Origin of the sequence: Novosphingobium sp. ERW19, assembly GCF_012641315.1 — a bacterium.
Classification (GTDB): Bacteria; Pseudomonadota; Alphaproteobacteria; order Sphingomonadales; family Sphingomonadaceae; genus Novosphingobium.
The window spans coordinates 163,675-180,630 of sequence record NZ_JABAIC010000003.1 but is presented as its reverse complement, the minus strand read 5'-3'; the positions used below and the strand labels follow the sequence as shown (position 1 = coordinate 180,630).

At 64.7% G+C, this 16,956-nt stretch carries 15 protein-coding genes and 1 tRNA gene; 9 read left to right on the top strand and 7 right to left on the bottom strand.

All coding sequences use genetic code 11. The annotated features are described in order from the left end of the window. Window positions 1-61 precede the first annotated feature (61 nt). Window positions 62-1,369 (top strand): folylpolyglutamate synthase/dihydrofolate synthase family protein, encoded by a 1,308-nt coding sequence (locus HGI46_RS06895; protein ID WP_168903604.1) that lies wholly within the window; start codon window positions 62-64, stop codon window positions 1,367-1,369. Here the strand turns inward: HGI46_RS06895 and HGI46_RS06890 are convergent. Continuing rightward, a complete protein-coding gene (locus HGI46_RS06890) occupies window positions 1,366-2,673 on the bottom strand; it encodes an MFS transporter (protein ID WP_168903603.1) in 1,308 nt (435 codons plus the stop codon). The genes HGI46_RS06895 and HGI46_RS06890 overlap by 4 nt on opposite strands. A gap of 112 nt (window positions 2,674-2,785) precedes the next feature. Between HGI46_RS06890 and HGI46_RS06885 the strand changes: the two genes are divergently transcribed. Both HGI46_RS06885 and rsmD read left to right on the top strand, forming a co-directional pair. Continuing rightward, the gene (locus HGI46_RS06885; protein ID WP_168903602.1) at window positions 2,786-3,682 is read left to right on the top strand and encodes a pseudouridine synthase; all 897 of its coding nucleotides are present in this window, start codon (window positions 2,786-2,788) and stop codon (window positions 3,680-3,682) included. Between the two features lie 10 nt (window positions 3,683-3,692). Next, window positions 3,693-4,238 (top strand): 16S rRNA (guanine(966)-N(2))-methyltransferase RsmD, encoded by a 546-nt coding sequence (gene rsmD / locus HGI46_RS06880; RefSeq protein ID WP_039334304.1) that lies wholly within the window; start codon window positions 3,693-3,695, stop codon window positions 4,236-4,238. Here the strand turns inward: rsmD and HGI46_RS06875 are convergent. Together HGI46_RS06875 and HGI46_RS06870 are read right to left on the bottom strand one after the other, a co-directional pair. Then, window positions 4,235-5,494 carry an MFS transporter gene (locus HGI46_RS06875; RefSeq protein WP_168903601.1) on the bottom strand — a complete coding sequence of 420 codons (1,260 nt, stop codon included), beginning with the start codon at window positions 5,492-5,494 and terminating at the stop codon, window positions 4,235-4,237. The genes rsmD and HGI46_RS06875 overlap by 4 nt on opposite strands. 125 nt (window positions 5,495-5,619) lie before the next feature. Beyond that, a complete protein-coding gene (locus HGI46_RS06870; protein WP_168903503.1) occupies window positions 5,620-6,210 on the bottom strand; it encodes a hypothetical protein in 591 nt (196 codons plus the stop codon). A 171-nt stretch (window positions 6,211-6,381) separates the two neighbouring features. Here HGI46_RS06870 and HGI46_RS06865 point away from each other — a divergent pair, with 171 nt between their 5' ends. Further along, entirely contained in the window at window positions 6,382-8,676 is a 2,295-nt protein-coding gene (locus HGI46_RS06865; RefSeq protein WP_168903600.1) for a UvrD-helicase domain-containing protein, read from the top strand. 88 nt (window positions 8,677-8,764) lie between these two features. Continuing rightward, complete coding sequence (locus tag HGI46_RS06860) at window positions 8,765-9,100, top strand: hypothetical protein (RefSeq protein WP_168903599.1); 336 nt, start codon at window positions 8,765-8,767, stop codon at window positions 9,098-9,100. A 308-nt stretch (window positions 9,101-9,408) separates the two neighbouring features. Here HGI46_RS06860 and HGI46_RS06855 read toward each other — a convergent pair whose 3' ends face one another. Together HGI46_RS06855 and HGI46_RS06850 are read right to left on the bottom strand one after the other, a co-directional pair. Further along, window positions 9,409-10,776, bottom strand: a complete 1,368-nt coding sequence (locus HGI46_RS06855; RefSeq protein WP_168903598.1) for a DEAD/DEAH box helicase — start codon at window positions 10,774-10,776, stop codon at window positions 9,409-9,411. 144 nt (window positions 10,777-10,920) lie between these two features. Then, a complete protein-coding gene (locus tag HGI46_RS06850; protein ID WP_118073282.1) occupies window positions 10,921-11,457 on the bottom strand; it encodes a hypothetical protein in 537 nt (178 codons plus the stop codon). A gap of 198 nt (window positions 11,458-11,655) precedes the next feature. Here HGI46_RS06850 and HGI46_RS06845 point away from each other — a divergent pair, with 198 nt between their 5' ends. Next, complete coding sequence (locus tag HGI46_RS06845; protein ID WP_168903596.1) at window positions 11,656-13,074, top strand: FAD-binding oxidoreductase; 1,419 nt, start codon at window positions 11,656-11,658, stop codon at window positions 13,072-13,074. A 109-nt stretch (window positions 13,075-13,183) separates the two neighbouring features. Next, the gene (locus HGI46_RS06840; protein WP_168903595.1) at window positions 13,184-13,963 is read left to right on the top strand and encodes a SapC family protein; all 780 of its coding nucleotides are present in this window, start codon (window positions 13,184-13,186) and stop codon (window positions 13,961-13,963) included. 315 nt (window positions 13,964-14,278) lie between these two features. Here HGI46_RS06840 and HGI46_RS06835 read toward each other — a convergent pair whose 3' ends face one another. After that, window positions 14,279-15,241 (bottom strand): N-formylglutamate amidohydrolase, encoded by a 963-nt coding sequence (locus HGI46_RS06835; protein WP_168903830.1) that lies wholly within the window; start codon window positions 15,239-15,241, stop codon window positions 14,279-14,281. A gap of 176 nt (window positions 15,242-15,417) precedes the next feature. Between HGI46_RS06835 and HGI46_RS06830 the strand changes: the two genes are divergently transcribed. Next, window positions 15,418-15,795, top strand: coding sequence for a response regulator (locus tag HGI46_RS06830; RefSeq protein ID WP_118073279.1), 378 nt, complete (start codon window positions 15,418-15,420; stop codon window positions 15,793-15,795). A 108-nt stretch (window positions 15,796-15,903) separates the two neighbouring features. After that, a tRNA-Val gene (locus HGI46_RS06825) sits at window positions 15,904-15,978 on the top strand. A gap of 91 nt (window positions 15,979-16,069) precedes the next feature. Here HGI46_RS06825 and HGI46_RS06820 read toward each other — a convergent pair. Further along, a complete protein-coding gene (locus HGI46_RS06820; RefSeq protein WP_118073278.1) occupies window positions 16,070-16,834 on the bottom strand; it encodes a crotonase/enoyl-CoA hydratase family protein in 765 nt (254 codons plus the stop codon). Between the last annotated feature and the right edge of the window lie 122 nt (window positions 16,835-16,956).

Below are 16,956 nucleotides of genomic sequence, written 5' to 3'. Positions count from 1 at the left end.
TCAAAGCCCGCGCCTGCCTCTGCCCACCCCAAACCCCTCCCGCCTTCGGGAGGGGCTTCGCGTGAAGGACTTCGCGATCTCCGAGAACCCGGCTGTTCAGGCGCAGCTTGATCGCCTCGGCGCGCTGTCGCTGCCATCGGGGCGGCTCGGGCTCGATACCGTGCGCGAACTTTGCGCGCGACTGGGCAATCCGCAGGACCGTCTGCCGCCCGTGTTCCATGTTGCCGGGACCAACGGCAAGGGTTCGACCTGCAGCTACCTGCGCCATATTCTCGAGGCCGAGGGGCTGACGGTCCACTCCGCCACCAAGCCGCATCTGGTGCGCTATAACGAGCGCATCCGCATCGCCGGAAAGCTGATCGAGGATGACCTGCTCGCGGCGCTGCTCAAGGAAGTGCTGGACGCGGGCGAAGGGCTGGAACCGAGCTTCTTCGAGGTGACGACGGTCGCCACCTTCCTCGCTTATGCGCGAACACCCGCCGATGCCTGCGTGATCGAAACCGGGCTGGGCGGCAGGCTCGATGCCACCAACGTCATGCCGACGGCTGCGGTATGCGGGATTGCGACGCTGGGCTTTGACCACGAAGCGTTCCTGCTTGCACCCGAAGACGGCGTGCCAACTGACCCGCTAGCCCGGATCGCGTTCGAGAAGGCGAGCATCGCCAAGCCTGGCGTGCCGCTGGTGACGATGGCCTATCCGCAGGTTGCCGCCGATTCGGTGGCCGAGACGGCGGCGCGGATCGGTGCGCCGCTGGTCATGCGCGGGCGGGATTGGGAGGCCGAGATTGCCGGCTCCATCCTCTATCGCGATGCGCACGGCCAGTTGCCGCTGCCCCTGCCCGCGCTGCCCGGCACGCATCAGGCAGAGAACGCAGCACTGGCCGTGGCGATGATCCGGCACCAGAACGCGGTACGTGTCAGCCTGGGCGCGCTTGGCAAGGGCATCGTCGATGCGCGTTGGCCGGCGAGGTTGCAGCGCCTCGGCGCGGGTCCGTTGACCGCGCTTGCGGGCGGACGCACCGTCTGGCTGGACGGTGGACACAATCCCGATGCCGGGCGTGCCATCGCGCGCCACCTCGAAGGCCAGCCGCCGGTGCACCTGATCATGGGCATGCTGGCCAACAAGGACCCGTCGGCGATCCTCAGTCCGCTGGCGGACCGCGCCTTGTCGATCTCGGTCGTCCCTGCTCCCGGGCACGATGCGCACAAGCCTGCGGACTTTGCGCCGTTTACCAGCCTGCCGGTCGGCAGCTTTGCCACCGTGCCCGAAGCGCTGGCGGCGCTCCCGGCAGAAGGCGACGTGCTGATCGTCGGCTCGCTCTATCTCGCGGGCGAAGTGCTGCGGTTGAACGAGGAAGTGCCGGACTAGCCCTCTTCCTCCCCCGCCGTGCCCATCGCCGCATCGACAAGGCCGCTGCGGCTCATCCACCAGAACAGCGCGATGCCCGGCAGCGCCAGCACGGTGGTGAGCAGGTAGAAGTTCACGTAGCCCATGCTCTCGATCAGCGCACCGGCTGTGGTGCCCGTGGCGAAGCGGCCAACGATGCTCGCAGCAGCCGAAATCAGGGCATATTGCGCCGCCGTGTAGCGCAAGTCGCACAGCGCCGAGAAGTAGGCGACGACCACGACACCGCCATAGCCCGAAGCGATGTTCTCAAACCCGATCGCGCCCGCCATGCCCAAGTTGGAATGTCCCGCCGCAGCCAGCGCCGCGAACGACAGGTTCGACACCGCCATCAGCACCAGCGCCAGCAGGACCGAGCGCTTCAGCCCCATCTTCGCATAGGCCACGCCACCGATGAACACGCCGATCAGGTAGGCCCAGAAGCCGACGCCAACGTCCCACAGTGCGATCTCGTCATTGGTGAAGCCAAGGTCATCGAACAGCAGGCGGAAAGTGAGGTTCGCCAGCGTATCGCCGACCTTGTGAACAAGGATGAACAGCAGCACGAGCCATGCGCCGTGGCGGCGGAAGAACTCGCCGAACGGGCCGATGATCGACGCGAACACCTCGCCCACGCCCTTGCGCGCGGTCGGCTCACGGTGGCGTTCAGGCTCGCCGAGGAAGAGTGCAGTCAGCATCGCCGGCAAGGCGAACAGTGCACAGGCGAGATAGGCCGCGCTCCAGCCGGAACGCGCGGCCATGAACAGCGCCAGCGCGCCCGCACCCGCCGAGCCGATGCGCCAGCCGTACTGGCTCATGCCCGAGCCGGTGCCGAGCTGGTAGGGTTTCAGCGTCTCGATGCGGTAGGCGTCGATCACGATGTCGAACGTCGCGCCCGCGACGCCGACCAGCACTGCCGCCAGCACCGTGGCGCCAAGGTCAGCGCTCGGATCGACCAGCGCGAGATTGGCGACCGCGGCCATGACCAGCGACCCCGCCAGCAGCATCCACGAAACGCGTTGCCCCAAGCGCCCCAGCAGCGGCAGGTGCACGCCATCGACCAACCAGGCCCAGAAGATCTTGAGGTTGTAGACAAGGAACGCCAGCGTGAAGGCCGTCACCGTCTTTTTGTCGATCCCGTCCTGCGCCAACCGGGTCGTCAGCGTTGCCCCGATCATCGCATAGGGAAAGCCCGAGGACATGCCGAGGAAGAACGCGGCCAGCGATTCCTTCTCGAGATAGGGGCGCACCGAGTCCCACAGGTTCCGGTCACTGGCCTCGGTGCTCATCTATGCAGTCGCTCCCTCAAATGTTGCTGGCAACCTAGCGGCCAAATCCAACCGCGCCAGAGGTAGATGACTCGGGGTGACGGATAGCGCGTTCTCGCGTAAGGGCTGCGCCATGACTTTTCCCCCAAGAAACGGTGGCGATCGGCCGAAGCGGTTCAGCCCTCGGCCCGGTACCACCGAAAAGAAGCCTTTTTCGATGCGCAGCGGTGCGCCGCGCACCTCGCAACCGGTCGTGCCCGCCAAGCGCGCGCCCAATGCCGACGGCTCCGAGCGCGAGGGCGATCGGATTGCCAAGCTGCTCGCCCGCGCCGGCATTGCCAGCCGCCGCGAGGTGGAACGCATGATCGAGGAAGGCCGCGTCAAGATCGGTGACGAGGTCGTCACCACGCCGGCCACGCTGCTGACCAGCCTCAAGGGCGTGAGCGTCGACGGCAAGATGGTTGGCCCGATTGCCGCCCCGCGCCTGTTCCGCTTCCACAAGCCCGCAGGCCTGATCACTGCCGAGCGTGACCCTACGGGCCGCCCGACGATCTACACCGCCCTGCGCAACGCCATGCCCAAGGACGCCCCACGCGTCATGCCGGTCGGCCGCCTCGACGTGAACACCGAGGGTCTGTTGCTGATGACCAACGATGGCGAATTGAAGCGCGCGCTGGAACTGCCCTCAACCGGCATTCCACGCACCTACCGCGCCCGCACCTTCGGCGACATCACGCAGGCGCGGCTCGAGGAACTGATGGAGGGCATCGAGATCGACGGCGTCCGCTATGGTCCGATCAACGCCAACCTCGAACGCAGCGCCAATCGCAACAAGTGGATCGAATTGACCCTGACCGAGGGCAAGAACCGCGAAGTGCGCCGCGTGCTGGAACATCTTGGCCTCGAAGTCTCGCGCCTGTTGCGCACCAGCTATGGCCCGTTCGAACTGGCCGACCTGCAGCGCGGCTCGGTCGAGGAGATCCCGCAGGTCATGGTCGAACGTTTCCGCAAGACGCTGAAAACGAAATGAGGATCCCAAAGTGAGGATCATTGCCGGAGAATGGCGCGGCAGGCCTTTGCGCGCGCCCGAGGGGGACACCACCCGACCCACCGCCGACCGCACGCGCGAGACGCTATTCTCGATGCTCGCCAGCCGCCTTGGCAGCTTCGAGGACCTGACCGTGGCCGACCTGTTCGCAGGATCGGGCGCGCTTGGCCTCGAAGCGCTGTCGCGCGGGGCCGCTTCGGCAATCTTTGTCGAGCAGGATGCCGGCGCCATTCGCACAATCCGCGCCAACATTGCAGCGCTGCGCTGCGCCCCGCAGTGCGACGTGCGCGCCTCGTCCGTGCTCAGCCTCGGCCCGGTAAAGCAGCCGCTCGACCTCGTCATGCTCGACCCGCCCTATGGCACCGGCGCGGGCGCCGTCGCGATCGACCGGTTGACCCGGCTTGGCTGGATCGGCGAGGCGACGTGGATTTGCCTTGAGACCGCAGCCAAGGAAGTGCCTGACGTGCGGGTGTGCGAGGTCGACGCCGAGCGGAAGGTCGGCAAGGCGCTGATCACGCTGATGCGGTTGAAGTCCTAGGCAGACTGCTTCGGCGAGAACTGCACCCCCGCCAGCGTCATGGCCCCTGCCAGCGTCAGGAACAGGCCGACATAGGCCGTGCCGCCGATCCCGGCGAGCCATGCAGCTGCGAACGGGGCGAGCGCACCGCCGATGATGCCGCCCATGTTGAACGCCACCGAAATGCCGGTGTAGCGGACTTCGACCGGGTAGAGCGTCGGCAGCCAGGCGCCGAGCGGGCCGTAGGCCAGCCCCATGACGAACAGCGCGCTGGCCAGTGTTGCAAACACCACCGGCAGCGAGGCCGAGCCAAGGCCGGTGCCGAACACCATGCCCACGATGATCGTGAGCGCCGCGCCAGTGCCAAGGACGAGCCGTGCCGAGGCCTTGTCGGCCCAGTACCCGGCAACCAGAATGCCGAGCGCAAGGAAGGTGTTGGCGCCAAGCTGGATGCCGAGAAACTCCTGCTTGGCGTAGCCGAGTTTGGTCGTGGCGAAGGACAGCGCGAAAGTCGTCGCCAGATAGAAGATCGCAAAGCACGCAACGACGCCCGCGATCCCGGCCAGCACGGCGCCGAGATGATTGCGGAACAGCAGGCCGACCGGTACCTTGGGTGGCTCGGCCTTCTCGAGCGCTTCCTTGAACGCGGGCGTTTCGCCGATCTTCAACCGCACCCACAGCCCGAGGCCGACCAGCAGCGCGCTTGCCAGGAACGGCACGCGCCAGCCCCAGGCGGCGAAGTCGGCATCGGAAAGCCCCTTGCCGAGCAGCAGAAACAGCCCATTGGCACAAAGGAAACCCAGCGGCGCACCCAGTTGCGGCGCACTGCCGAAGCGAGCTTCCCAACCCTTCGGCGCATTCTCCACGGCGAGCAGCGACGCTCCGCCCCACTCTCCGCCGAGGCCGAAGCCCTGTCCAAAGCGCAGCAGGCAAAGCAACGCGGGCGCGACCCAGCCGACCATGGCGTACGTCGGCAGGAAGGCGATCAGGAAGGTGGATCCGCCCATCAGCATCAGCGAGGCGACCAACGTCGACTTGCGCCCGATCCGGTCGCCGAAGTGACCGAACGCAATCGCGCCCACGGGCCGTGCAAAGAACGCAAGGCCGAAGGTCATGAAAGACAGCAACGTCTGCGCTGCCTCTGATTCTGTGGGGAAAAACAATGGCCCAATGACGAGCGCGGCCGCTGTTGCGTAGATGTAGAAGTCGTAGAACTCCACCGCCGTGCCAACGAGGCTGGCAGTCAGCACGCGACCCTGCTGTCGAATCGGATTCATCGGCGCGCTTCTCCCCTCGTTCGCGGCGCGCGTTGTTCCGTCTCAAGCCTGCCGGGTCAACACCACAAGCGAAAAGGGGCGCCGGCAACCCGGCACCCCTTTCACGCGACGATCGTGGGAAGCGTTCAGATACCGCCGCGATTGCGGCAGCTGTCGGTGACGGTCTTGCTGCAGACCGGATACTTCTTGTTCATGGCCGAGGCGGGCGGCGGGGTCATGTTGCCGGGCGTGCTGGCGCTCATCCCGCCTGAGGGAGGGGTTGCGGGCTCTGCCGGCGTAGCTGGCGTTGCCCCCGTACCCATGCCGGGATTGGGCTGGGCGGGCGTAGCACCGGATGATGGCACGGCGTTCCCTGAAACCTGCGCCACGATCGAGGGCCAGACTTGCGTGCGCTGCTCCGGCGTCATGGCGTATATCTGCGCCTTCTGCTCGTCGGTCAGAGCCCACCAGCCCTTCTGCTGATCAGTGTCGAGGCTCCAGAAGTATTCCTGATAGGTGGACGGCCATGCTGCGTACTTGGTCTTTTGCTCGGCGGCCCAGGCGTCGATCTGAAGCTGCTGGTCAGGCGTGGGCGAGAAGGTGCCGGTCACCGTGGTGGCAGCGGTGGTGTCCGATGTGGTTGCCGTGGCGGTCGTGGAAGTCGACTGGGCCGCCACGAACGTGGGACTCGAAGCGATGGCAAGAGCAAGCGCGCTTGCGGCAAAAAGATTTCGCATGGAATTCTCCTGATTTTGTCTTTGTACCCGAAGTCTTGAGGCCAAGCCCTGCCCCGCTGGCCCGGTTCCCGGCGCTGCGACGGCTGCGCCCGGATTCAAGACGAAGCGAACATGCGCAGAATGGGCGGTTAGCGATTGCCGCGACAGCGTTTGGTCCCTATCTGTTCGCCTATGTCTTCCCCCCAACCTGTGAATCCCGGCAATGCCGAAGCGTGGCTCGATGGCCTGAACCCGCCCCAGCGCGAGGCGGTGACAACGACCGAAGGGCCGGTGCTGATGCTGGCGGGCGCGGGCACGGGCAAGACCGCCGCGCTCACCGCGCGCCTCGCCAATCTGCTGCGCCAGCGGCTCGCCTGGCCGAGCGAGATCCTCTGCGTCACCTTCACCAACAAGGCCGCGCGCGAGATGCGCGAGCGCGTGGGCAACCTGATCGGCCCGGCGGTGGAAGGGATGCCGTGGCTCGGCACGTTCCATTCGATCGCCGCCAAGATGCTGCGCCGCCATGCCGAACTTGTCGGCCTGCAGAGCAACTTCACGATCATCGACACCGACGACCAGTTGCGCCTGCTCAAGCAGCTGATCGTGGCCGAAGGCGTTGACGACAAGCGCTGGCCGGCCAAGCAGCTCGCCGGGCTGATCGACAAGTGGAAGAACCGCGGCCTCAATCCCGGCGATCTCGATGCGCTGGAGAACGAGGCCTATGCCAACGGCAAGGGCCAGCGCTTCTACGCTCTCTACCAGAACCGCCTGCGCGAACTGAACGCCTGCGACTTCGGCGACCTGTTGATGCACATGCTCAATATCTTCCGGCGCGAACGGGACGTGCTGGAATCATGGCAGCAGCGCTTCAAGTACGTGATGGTGGACGAATATCAGGACACCAACGCCGTGCAGTACCTGTGGCTGCGCCTGCTTGCCCAGAACCGCAAGAACATCTGCGTGGTGGGGGACGACGACCAGTCGATCTATTCGTGGCGCGGCGCGGAAGTCGCCAATATCCTGCGGTTCGAAAAGGATTTTCCGGGCGCGAAGGTGATCCGCCTCGAACAGAACTACCGCTCCACCCCGCATATCCTCGGTGCGGCATCGGGGCTGATTGCAGAAAACTCCGAACGCCTCGGTAAGACGCTGTGGACCGAGGTTGATGGCGGCGACAAGGTGCGCGTGATCGGCGTGTGGGACGCGCCGGAAGAAGCGCGGCGGATCGGCGAGGACATCGAACGGCTTGAGCGCGAGGGCGCGCCGCTCGATCGCGTCGCCATCCTCGTGCGCGCGCAGTTCCAGACGCGCACCATCGAAGACCGCTTCATCCAGATCGGCCTCGGCTACCGCATCGTCGGCGGTTTCCGCTTCTACGAACGCGCCGAAATCCGTGACGCGCTGGCGTATCTGCGCCAGATTGCCAGCCCGCAGGACGACCTTGCGTTCGAACGGATCTACAACACCCCCAAGCGCGGCCTTGGCGACAAGACGCTGGAAAAGCTCCACCGCCATGCCCGCGCGCGCGGCATCCCCCTCTCGCTGGCGGCGGTGGAGATCCTCGATACCGACGAGCTGCCAGCCCGCGCGCGCAACACGCTCGCCGCCCTGATGCGCGATTTCGCGCGCTGGCGCGATGCGGCCAAGCAACTGGTGCCCGCCGAACTCGCTCGCACGATCCTCGACGAAAGCGGCTACACCGCCGCGCTGCAGGCCGAGAAGACGGCTGAAGCCGCCGGACGCCTCGAAAACCTCACCGAACTCGCCCGCGCGATGGAAGAGTACGAGACGCTGGGGGACTTCCTCGAGCACGTCAGCCTGGTGATGGACAACGAGAACACCGCCGACGAGGACAAGGTCACGATCATGACCATCCACGCCGCCAAGGGGCTGGAATTCGACAACGTGTTCCTGCCGGGCTGGGAAGAAGGCGTGTTCCCCTCGCAGCGCTCGCTCGATGAAGGCGGGCTTGCATCGCTGGAGGAGGAACGCCGCCTCGCCTACGTGGCGATCACTCGCGCCCGGCGGCGCTGCACCATCCTCCACGCCGCCAATCGCCAGATCTACGGCCAGTGGACCAGCTCGATCCCCTCGCGCTTCATCGGCGAACTGCCCGCCGAGCATATCGAGGAGGAAACCACCCTCTCGGGCGGCGCATCGATGTGGCGCGCCAACTGGAGCGAGCGCGAAGATCCCTTCGCCCACGTCGCACAGGCCAACGCCAACCGCGCCGCCTCACGCGGCCCCGGTTGGCAACGCGCCGCAGCCCAGACCTTCAACCCCGCCCCCCGCCGCATCGCCGAACCCACCCGCAGCGCTGCCAGCTTCGCCGCCAAACCCCGCGGCGACATCGCCGTGGGCGCGCGCGTCTTCCACGAGAAGTTCGGATATGGCACCGTGGCCGAGCAGGAAGGCAACAAGCTGGAGATTGATTTCGAGAGCGCAGGGCGGAAGCGGGTGATTGATAGCTTTGTTAAGGTGGCTTGAGGGCGTTGGCTTTGTCGTTCGCTGTTGCTGGGCGACCGGATTCGCTTAGAAGCTGACAAACGCCAATGCGCAGCCTATGGCTTTACGGATGGCGATCGACTTGTGCACCGTGTCAGTTGGGTTATGGCTGGGGCTTGCCGCGCTTTTCTCTCTGATCGGAGGATGCATAGGCTACGCCAGTTGGGTTGCCGTGCAAAGAAAGTTCAAAAGTCCCTCCGTTCCAGCGGGTTTGAATTTCTCTGCCGGTTGTTTAGTGCCGATAGTCTTCGCAATAGCTGCGTTCTTCACGGCGAACGCGCTACTTCCTGACAATCCTTGTTACGGGGCATTCACGGCCGATGCTATCTTCATACCGCCGCTCGGCTTTTTTATTGTGTTTTGCAGCGCGGTAACAACGTTCTGGATTGCCGCATGGCGCCGGTAAGCGGGCAACGCGCAGCGTGACACTCAATCACTACCATCCCGCAAACTTACACTGATCTCCCCGCCGTCACCCCGTGCTTGACAGGGGGTTGGGCTGTTCTTCCTGCGCAGCGCCCAAAGAGAAAAGCCAAGGCCCGGATCAAGTCCGGGCCGACGATGAAATGGGCTGTTATTTTGCGCCGAGTGCTCTTGCTCTCTCCCCTTCAGGGGAGAGATACGCAGGCTTGGCGGCTTGCCGCCTAGCCGGAGTTGAGCGGGGCTTGGGCAGAACAGCCCCTCTCCCAACCCTCTCCCCTGAAGGGGAGAGGGCTAAAGCGCCGAAACCGCCAGAAATTCCGGAATCGGTCCGTTCCACTCACCCGGCTTCGACGGCGGTTCGGAGTGGTCGCGGTAGCTGGGTTGTTCGCGGCGGGGGGCGCGGTCCTGGCGGGCCTCTGCGCGCGGTTCGCGTTCCGCACGCGGCTTGCGTTCCTCGCGGGCGGGACGTTCGCGGCGGCTTTCGCGCTTGGGCTCTTCATCGCGGCGCTCGGTTTCGCGGGGCTTGCGCTCTTCCTTCTCGGCGATCTCGAGCTTGAACTCGGGGATCTTGGTCCCCTGCAGCTTCTCGACGTTGTCGATCGCCTCGGCATCTTCCGACGCCACCAGCGTGAACGCCCGGCCCGTCGCCCCGCCGCGACCGGTGCGGCCGATGCGGTGGACATAGTCGTCGGGGTGCCAGGGCGTGTCGAAGTTGAAGACGTGGCTCACGCCCTTCACGTCAAGCCCGCGTGCGGCGACGTCCGAGGCGCAGAGGATCGAGATGTCGCCGTCCTTGAACTTCTGCAACTCGGCGTTGCGCGCGCTCTGGTCCATGTCGCCGTGGATTTCCCCGGCGGCAAAGCCGTGGCGCTGCAAGGACTTGGCCAGTTCGCGCACCGTCGTCTTGCGATTGGCGAAAACGATCGCGGTAGTGACGTTGTCGGTCCGCAGCAGCTGGCGCAGCACTTCGCGCTTCTGGCGCGTGGTGCAGCGGACCTTGAACTGGGCGATGTTGGTGTTCGTAGCGGCAGGGCGCGCCACTTCGATCGACTTGGGGTTCGACAGGAACTTGTCGGCCAGCTTCTTGATCGGCGGCGGCATCGTTGCCGAAAACAGCAGCGTCTGGCGCGTGGTCGGCAGGCGCGAGCAGATCGTCTCGATATCGGGAATGAAGCCCATGTCGAGCATGCGGTCCGCCTCGTCGATCACCAGCATCTCGCAGCCCGTCAGCAGGATCTTGCCGCGCTCGAACAGGTCCATCAGGCGACCGGGCGTGGCGATCAGCACGTCGACGCCGTCCTGCAGCGCCTTGACCTGATCACCCATCTGCACGCCACCAATCAGCAGCGCCATCTTGAGATCGTGATTCTTGCCGTACTTCTCGAAGTTCTCGGCCACCTGCGCGGCGAGTTCGCGCGTCGGTTCGAGAATCAGCGAGCGCGGCATCAGCGCGCGGCGGCGGCCGTGGGCGAGAATGTCGATCATCGGCAGCACGAACCCGGCCGTCTTGCCGGTGCCGGTCTGGGCAATGCCGATGATGTCCTTCATCATCAGGACAGCGGGAATTGCCTGCGCCTGGATCGGAGTGGGCTCATCATAGCCGGCGTCGAGCACCGACTGGAGCAATTCATCCGAGAGGCCGAGATCGGCAAACTTCATGCAGGCAATTTTCCGAGAACTAGAGACGGCACGAACGCAATTGTGCCCGCTGGACAGCCTGCATCGCAAAATGCCGCCAGCACTGACAGCGCGCTAAGACGATATGGCCCGAAAAGTCAAGAATTCCGCGACGAGACGGGACCGTCAGTCATCTTCCAGTACGAGTTCGCGCATCTTGGTAATCGCACAGTTCGCTCCGGCCCGCGAATGGATCGTATCCCGGCCAGCGCAGAGCTGCCCATCCTCGTTCCGTTCGACATAAAAGCCCGAATAGAAATCGCGGGCGCGGCAGGATTTGTCGAGACTGGCACCGATCAGCTTTCGCCCGCGCGTGACCAGCAGGAGGCGATCCTGCGATTCGATCTGCACGCCGGCAATGCTGGTGATCGGCAGGCACTTGCTGGTCTTGCGCTCATAGAAACGCGGCGGTTGTGGCGCGGCCGGCATGGGCGTGTACATCTGGCCGGGCAGGCGCGGCGCAATACGAATGATCATGCGCTGTTCGATGCGCACCTGATTCCACGACTGGTCGCCCAAGCCGTCGGCAATGAAGCTGTTCAATGCGCCTGATCTGAAATCATCGTCGATCAGGGGCGATCCTGCAGGAATGGTGGCAGTCGCCCATTGCGCATCGCTGTCATCGACCACCACAGGTGCACCAACCGGTACGGCCAGCAGCATGCCCAATGAGGCCAAGAGATTGAATACACTGGGCATTTCGATGTTAAAACTCTTGAAGTCCCCTCAACGGCCCAGCGGCCCTGACCCCGCCCGATCCGCTCCTCACACCCCTAGCCTGCGGGGTTGAACCGTTGCTTAACCTGCCAGCAATGAAAAATGAATTGCCCTTGCCGCAGGGTCGCAATAGCCGATGCGCCAATGAGCGATACGTTTCTGGCAGAAGCGGCCCGCCTGCTCGGGCCAAAGGGGTTGACCACCGACCCTGACGACATGGCACCCTGGCTGACCGATTGGCGCGGCCGCTATACCGGCGCGGCGCGGGCAATCGCCTCGCCAGCCAATACCGCCGAGGTCGCCGCCCTCGTCAAGCTCTGCGCCAGGCATGGCGTGCCGATTGTGCCGCAAGGCGGCAACAGCGGCATGTCGGGCGGCGCCACACCGTTCGAGAGTGGCGCCGAGATCATACTCTCCTTGCGCCGCATGAACCGGATCACCGCGCTCGATGCCGCGGCGCGTTCTGCCACGTGCGAGGCGGGCGTCATTCTCCAGGTCCTGCACGAAGCGGCGGAGAAAGAAGGCCTGCGCTTCCCGCTGACGCTTGGCGGCAAGGGCTCCGCCACGATCGGCGGCCTCGTCTCGACCAACGCCGGCGGCACGCAAGTCCTGCGCCATGGCTCGATGCGGGCGCTGGTGCTGGGGGTCGAAGCCGTCATGGCCGATGGCAGCGTGCTCGACCTGTTGACCCCGCTCAAGAAGGACAACCGGGGTTTCGATCTCAAGCAGGTGCTGATCGGTTCGGAAGGAACGCTGGGCATCGTCACGGCTGCGACCTTGCGGCTCGCTCCGGCAATTGCCGGCAGGACGGTGATGTGGGCAGGCACGGCCTCGCTGCACGACGCGCGCAGCCTCCTGCTTCTGGCCGAGGACATGGCGCCGGGGCTGCTGGAAGGCTTCGAGGTCCTGCCCCAGCACAGCCTGGAGGCGGTTCAGGCCTATACTCCCGGCACGCGCGCGCCACTGGCGGAACCTCATGCCTGGCACGCCCTGATCGAACTGGTCGCAGGCGACGAGGGCACTGCCGCAAGGTTGCCCGAACTGGCCGAGCGCATCCTCGCCACGGCATTCGAACGCGATCTCATCGCCGATGCCACGATCGCCGCCAGCGAAGACCAGGCCGAGCGCATGTGGCTGATCCGTGAGACCATCTCGCCCGCCGAACGGGCGCTTGGCCCGGCGATGCAGCACGACATTTCCGTGCCGGTCGAAAAGATGCCTGCCTTTGTCGAGGCCGCCGTCCCGCGGCTCGAAGCCGACTGGCCCGGCACTCGCGCGGTCTGCTTCGGGCATCTCGGCGACGGCAACGTCCACTTCCACGTGATCGCCCCGTCGGGCAGCGATCGGGCCTCGTGGGAAGCGGGCGACGGCAAGGCCATCAGCGCGCAAGTCCACGACATGGTGGCGGCGTGGGGCGGCTCGATCTCGGCAGAACACGGCATCGGCAGGCTGAAGCGCGACGAACTGGCGCGCCTCGCCGATCCAGCGATGCTGGGCACGATGCGCGCAATCAAGCAGGCGCTTGACCCGCATGGCCTGCTAAACCCCGGAAAGCTTGTCTGACGCGGCTTGCGCGGCCTTCTGGCAGCCCCTAAGAACCGGCGTTCCCGCTAAGCCGCGGCCAGAGTGAATTTTGCCCGCGCGAATGTTTTGATTCTTGGAGAGATGCAAAATGGCCAGCGCGCCGCAAGCGAACCTGCCGATGTTCTACAACGACCTGATGCCGCTCAACAGCCGGGACCATGCAACGTGGAAGGCCAAGAACGCGGATGCAGCGCCCTGGCTGATCGGACAGCATGCCATCCCCCTGACGGCTGAGGAGTTTCCGCAGGCTGCGCGCCATTATCCGATCATCTTTGCATCGGGTGACAATCCGGTTCCGCTGGCGCTGATGGGCCTCAACGAAGGCGTGAACGTCTTTGTCGACGAAGAAGGCAAGGTCACCCAGCCGATCTACATTCCGGCTTACGTCCGCCGCTATCCGTTCCTGCTGGCCAAGCTGAACCCGAACAGCGAAGAACTTTCGCTGTGCTTCGATCCTTCTGCCGGCCTGCTTGGCGATTCGGTGGAAGGGCAGGAGCTCTTCACCGACGGCCAGCCTTCGGAAGCGACGCAGGCCGCACTCGGCTTCTGCGAACAGTTCGAACAGGCAGGCCAGCGCACGCAGGCCTTCATCGACGAGCTGAAGAAGAATGACCTGCTCATGGAAGGCGAAGTGGCCATCCAGCAGCAGGGCAACGAACAGCCCTTCATCTATCGCGGCTTCCAGATGGTAAATCAGGAAAAGCTGCGTGACGTGCGCGGTGACGTGCTGCGGGGCTGGGCACAGAGCGGCCTGCTGCCCCTGCTCTATGCGCACCTGTTCTCGCTCGAACTGATCAGCCAGATCTTCGGCGCCCAGGTTCAGCTGGGCAAGGGACCGATCCCGGCGATCCAGGTTCCGGCCGAGTAAGCCAGACACGATTTGACATGAGGCTTGAGTAATCAAGCCACAGGTCAACAGAAAAGCGCGGTGAGCCACTCGGTTCATCGCGTTTTTTCTTGGGGTGTTGCAAAAATCCCTCGAAAGCCCTTGCAGGGTCAATGCCCCTCACCTATCTTGTGATTGTTGCGTTGCGGCTCCCCTCATGGCCCAGCGTAACTGGTGCACTCACGTGCACCTCCTCCCTGAACCTTGGCCACCTGGAGCTTGCTCCAGGTGGTTTTTTCTTGGGTTACATGAGCTTGGCCACTCTGGCCGACGCGCTTCGGCTAATTCGGGCGCAGTCTACTCGGCAGCAGTGCGCCAGCGGCCGCGGTCGGACGCACGACCAAGGTCGGCCACGTCGACTGCGAGTCGGCGCACCAGGCCCACCAGCAATTCGATCGTGGCATCGAAGCCGGGGCCGGGTTCGGCCATTCGTGCATCGAGATAACAGGTGCGGTCGATCTCGAGCTGCATGCAGTGAAGCCCTTCGGCGCGCCGTGCGTGCCGCTCCAGCACATAACCCCCGGCATATGGCCGGTTGTGCGATACCCGTCGTGCCGCTTCGGTGAAGAAGCCGAATGCAGACGCCACCACGCCGCCGTCGCACGATGCGCCGAAGCGATCGCCAACGACGAATTCCGGCGCGCGCTCTCCGGGCGAACGCGCCGCCAGCGGCGGCATCGAATGAAGATCGATCAGCAGGGCAGCGCCCCAACGGTCACGGATTGTCTCGAGCGTGGTGGCGAGCGCTGTGTGATAGGGCTGGTGCACCGCGGCAATCCGCTCTGCCAGCTCGCTATGATCAAGCCTGCGCTTCCACAGCTCTCCCAGGCCCGGCAGACGACGCGGCACCAGCCCAAGCCCGCTGCGGGCGCGCCTGCCGAAACCGCTGGGCGCTGCCGAAGCATCTGCCGGCGGACCGCCGACCATCTCCCAGTCGACATCGTCGCTGGCGCGGTTGAGGTCGAGCATGGCCCGGGGTGCATGGGCGACGAGCAGTGCCGCACCGGTCTGGCGGGAGACCGCCTGCCCGAGCAGATCCGCGTAGCGATCCTCAAGCCGAGGCGCCGCAAATGCGGGATGACGCATCCGGTCAAGCAGCGACTTGGCATAGGCCCTTCCTGCATGCGGCACGGCAATGACCACCGGGATCGGCGAAGGATCGATAGTCGTCAGGCTATAGGCCGGCACACCGGGATTGCCCGGCACCGACCCGCCATGGACCGAAGCCGAATCGCCCTGGTGCTCACCCTCATGCTGCATCACGCAAAGGTGCAACCGATTCGCACGCAAGTCAAAGCAAGGTCCAAGAACGATTGCTCCACTTCCAGGACGGTGGGGAAAAAGCGGTTTGCGCGAAGCTTCGGACGGGAGATTGTTAACTCCATCTGCGTTATAAGCCATCGAACTGAAGCCCCACTATAAACAACAGGTTCGCCATGATCCGGATCCTGCTCGCCGAAGACGAAGAGGCGATGCGCACTTACCTTACCCGCGCGCTCGAAAACGCAGGTTACGCCGTGACGGCCGTGGACCGTGGCACCGCTGCGATCCCCCTGCTCGAAAGCGAGCACTTCGACCTTCTCCTGTCGGATATCGTCATGCCGGAAATGGACGGAATCGAACTGGCGCAGCGGTGCAGCGAGATCAGCCCTGCTACCAAGGTCATGTTCATCACCGGCTTTGCCGCGGTGACGCTCAAGGCAAATCGCGAAGCACCTCAGGCCCGGGTCCTGTCTAAGCCGTTCCACCTCAAGGATCTGGTGCTCGAAGTCGAGCGCGTGTTCGAGGATGCGCAGTTCGCCGGGAGCCGCTGAAGCCCGGCTGCAAATTTCCCCCTTGCCATGAATCGGGACGGGGGCTAATGGCGCGCTTCCCGACGCGATCAGCGGTTCGCCGCCAGCCCAGGGACAAGCAGATGGTGCGGGCGTATAGCTCAGTGGTAGAGCACTATGTTGACATCGTAGGGGTCGCAAGTTCAATCCTTGCTACGCCCACCATCGCATAAGAAACCCCGCCAATGGCGGGGTTTTTTGTTGATCGCTGCGGACCAAAATGGCGGGAGCGACCAGCGCCCCCGCCCTGTCGGTCTTACTTGCCCTGCCAGTTCGGCTTGCGCTTTTCGGCAAATGCGGCGGCACCTTCGCGGGCATCGCTCGAAGTGAACACCGGCGCGATGTAGGCCTGCTGCTTCTGCCACATTTCCGCCTCCGTCCATTCGTGCGAATCGCGGATAATGCCTTTCGACGCGATCAGCGCCAGCGGTCCGTTCTCGGCGACCTTCGCGGCCAGGGCCTTTGCCGCATCCAGCGACGGACCTTCGACGATCTGGTTGATGAAGCCGAGTTCATAGGCGCGCTGGGCAGTGATGAAGTCCCCCGTCAGCGCCAGTTCCATCGCGATGCGCGGCGGGATCTGGCGCGGCAGCTTGATCAGGCCACCGGCAGCAGCGGCAAGGCCGCGCTTGGCTTCGGGAATGCCGAACTTGGACGAAGCGCTCGCCACGATCAGGTCGCACGACAACGCCAGTTCCATGCCGCCCGCCAAGGCGTAGCCATCAACCGCCGCGATGATCGGCTTCTTTGGCGTCCATTCCGACAGCCCGCCAAAGCCGCGCCCCGGTATCGAGGGCGATTCCCCGCGCAGGAAGCCTTTGAGGTCCATGCCCGAACAGAACGTGCCGCCCGCACCGGTGAGGATCGCGCAGCGCAGGTCGGCCTCTGCATCCAGCCGATCCATCGCTGCCGAGATGCCCTCGGCCGCAGCCTTGTTCATCGCGTTCTTCGCATCGGGCCGGTTGATCGTGACGATCAGCACGTTGCCATCGACTTCTGTAAGGACTTCCGCCTCGCTCATCGCATCTCTCCAAAAGGGCTTGCACCCGGATTTAACCGGTCACTTAAATATCTGCATTGTCCATGAGCGGATGTCCAGCGCAAAGCCTGCAAAAATTGCGCGAATCGCCTACCTGCCTTGCG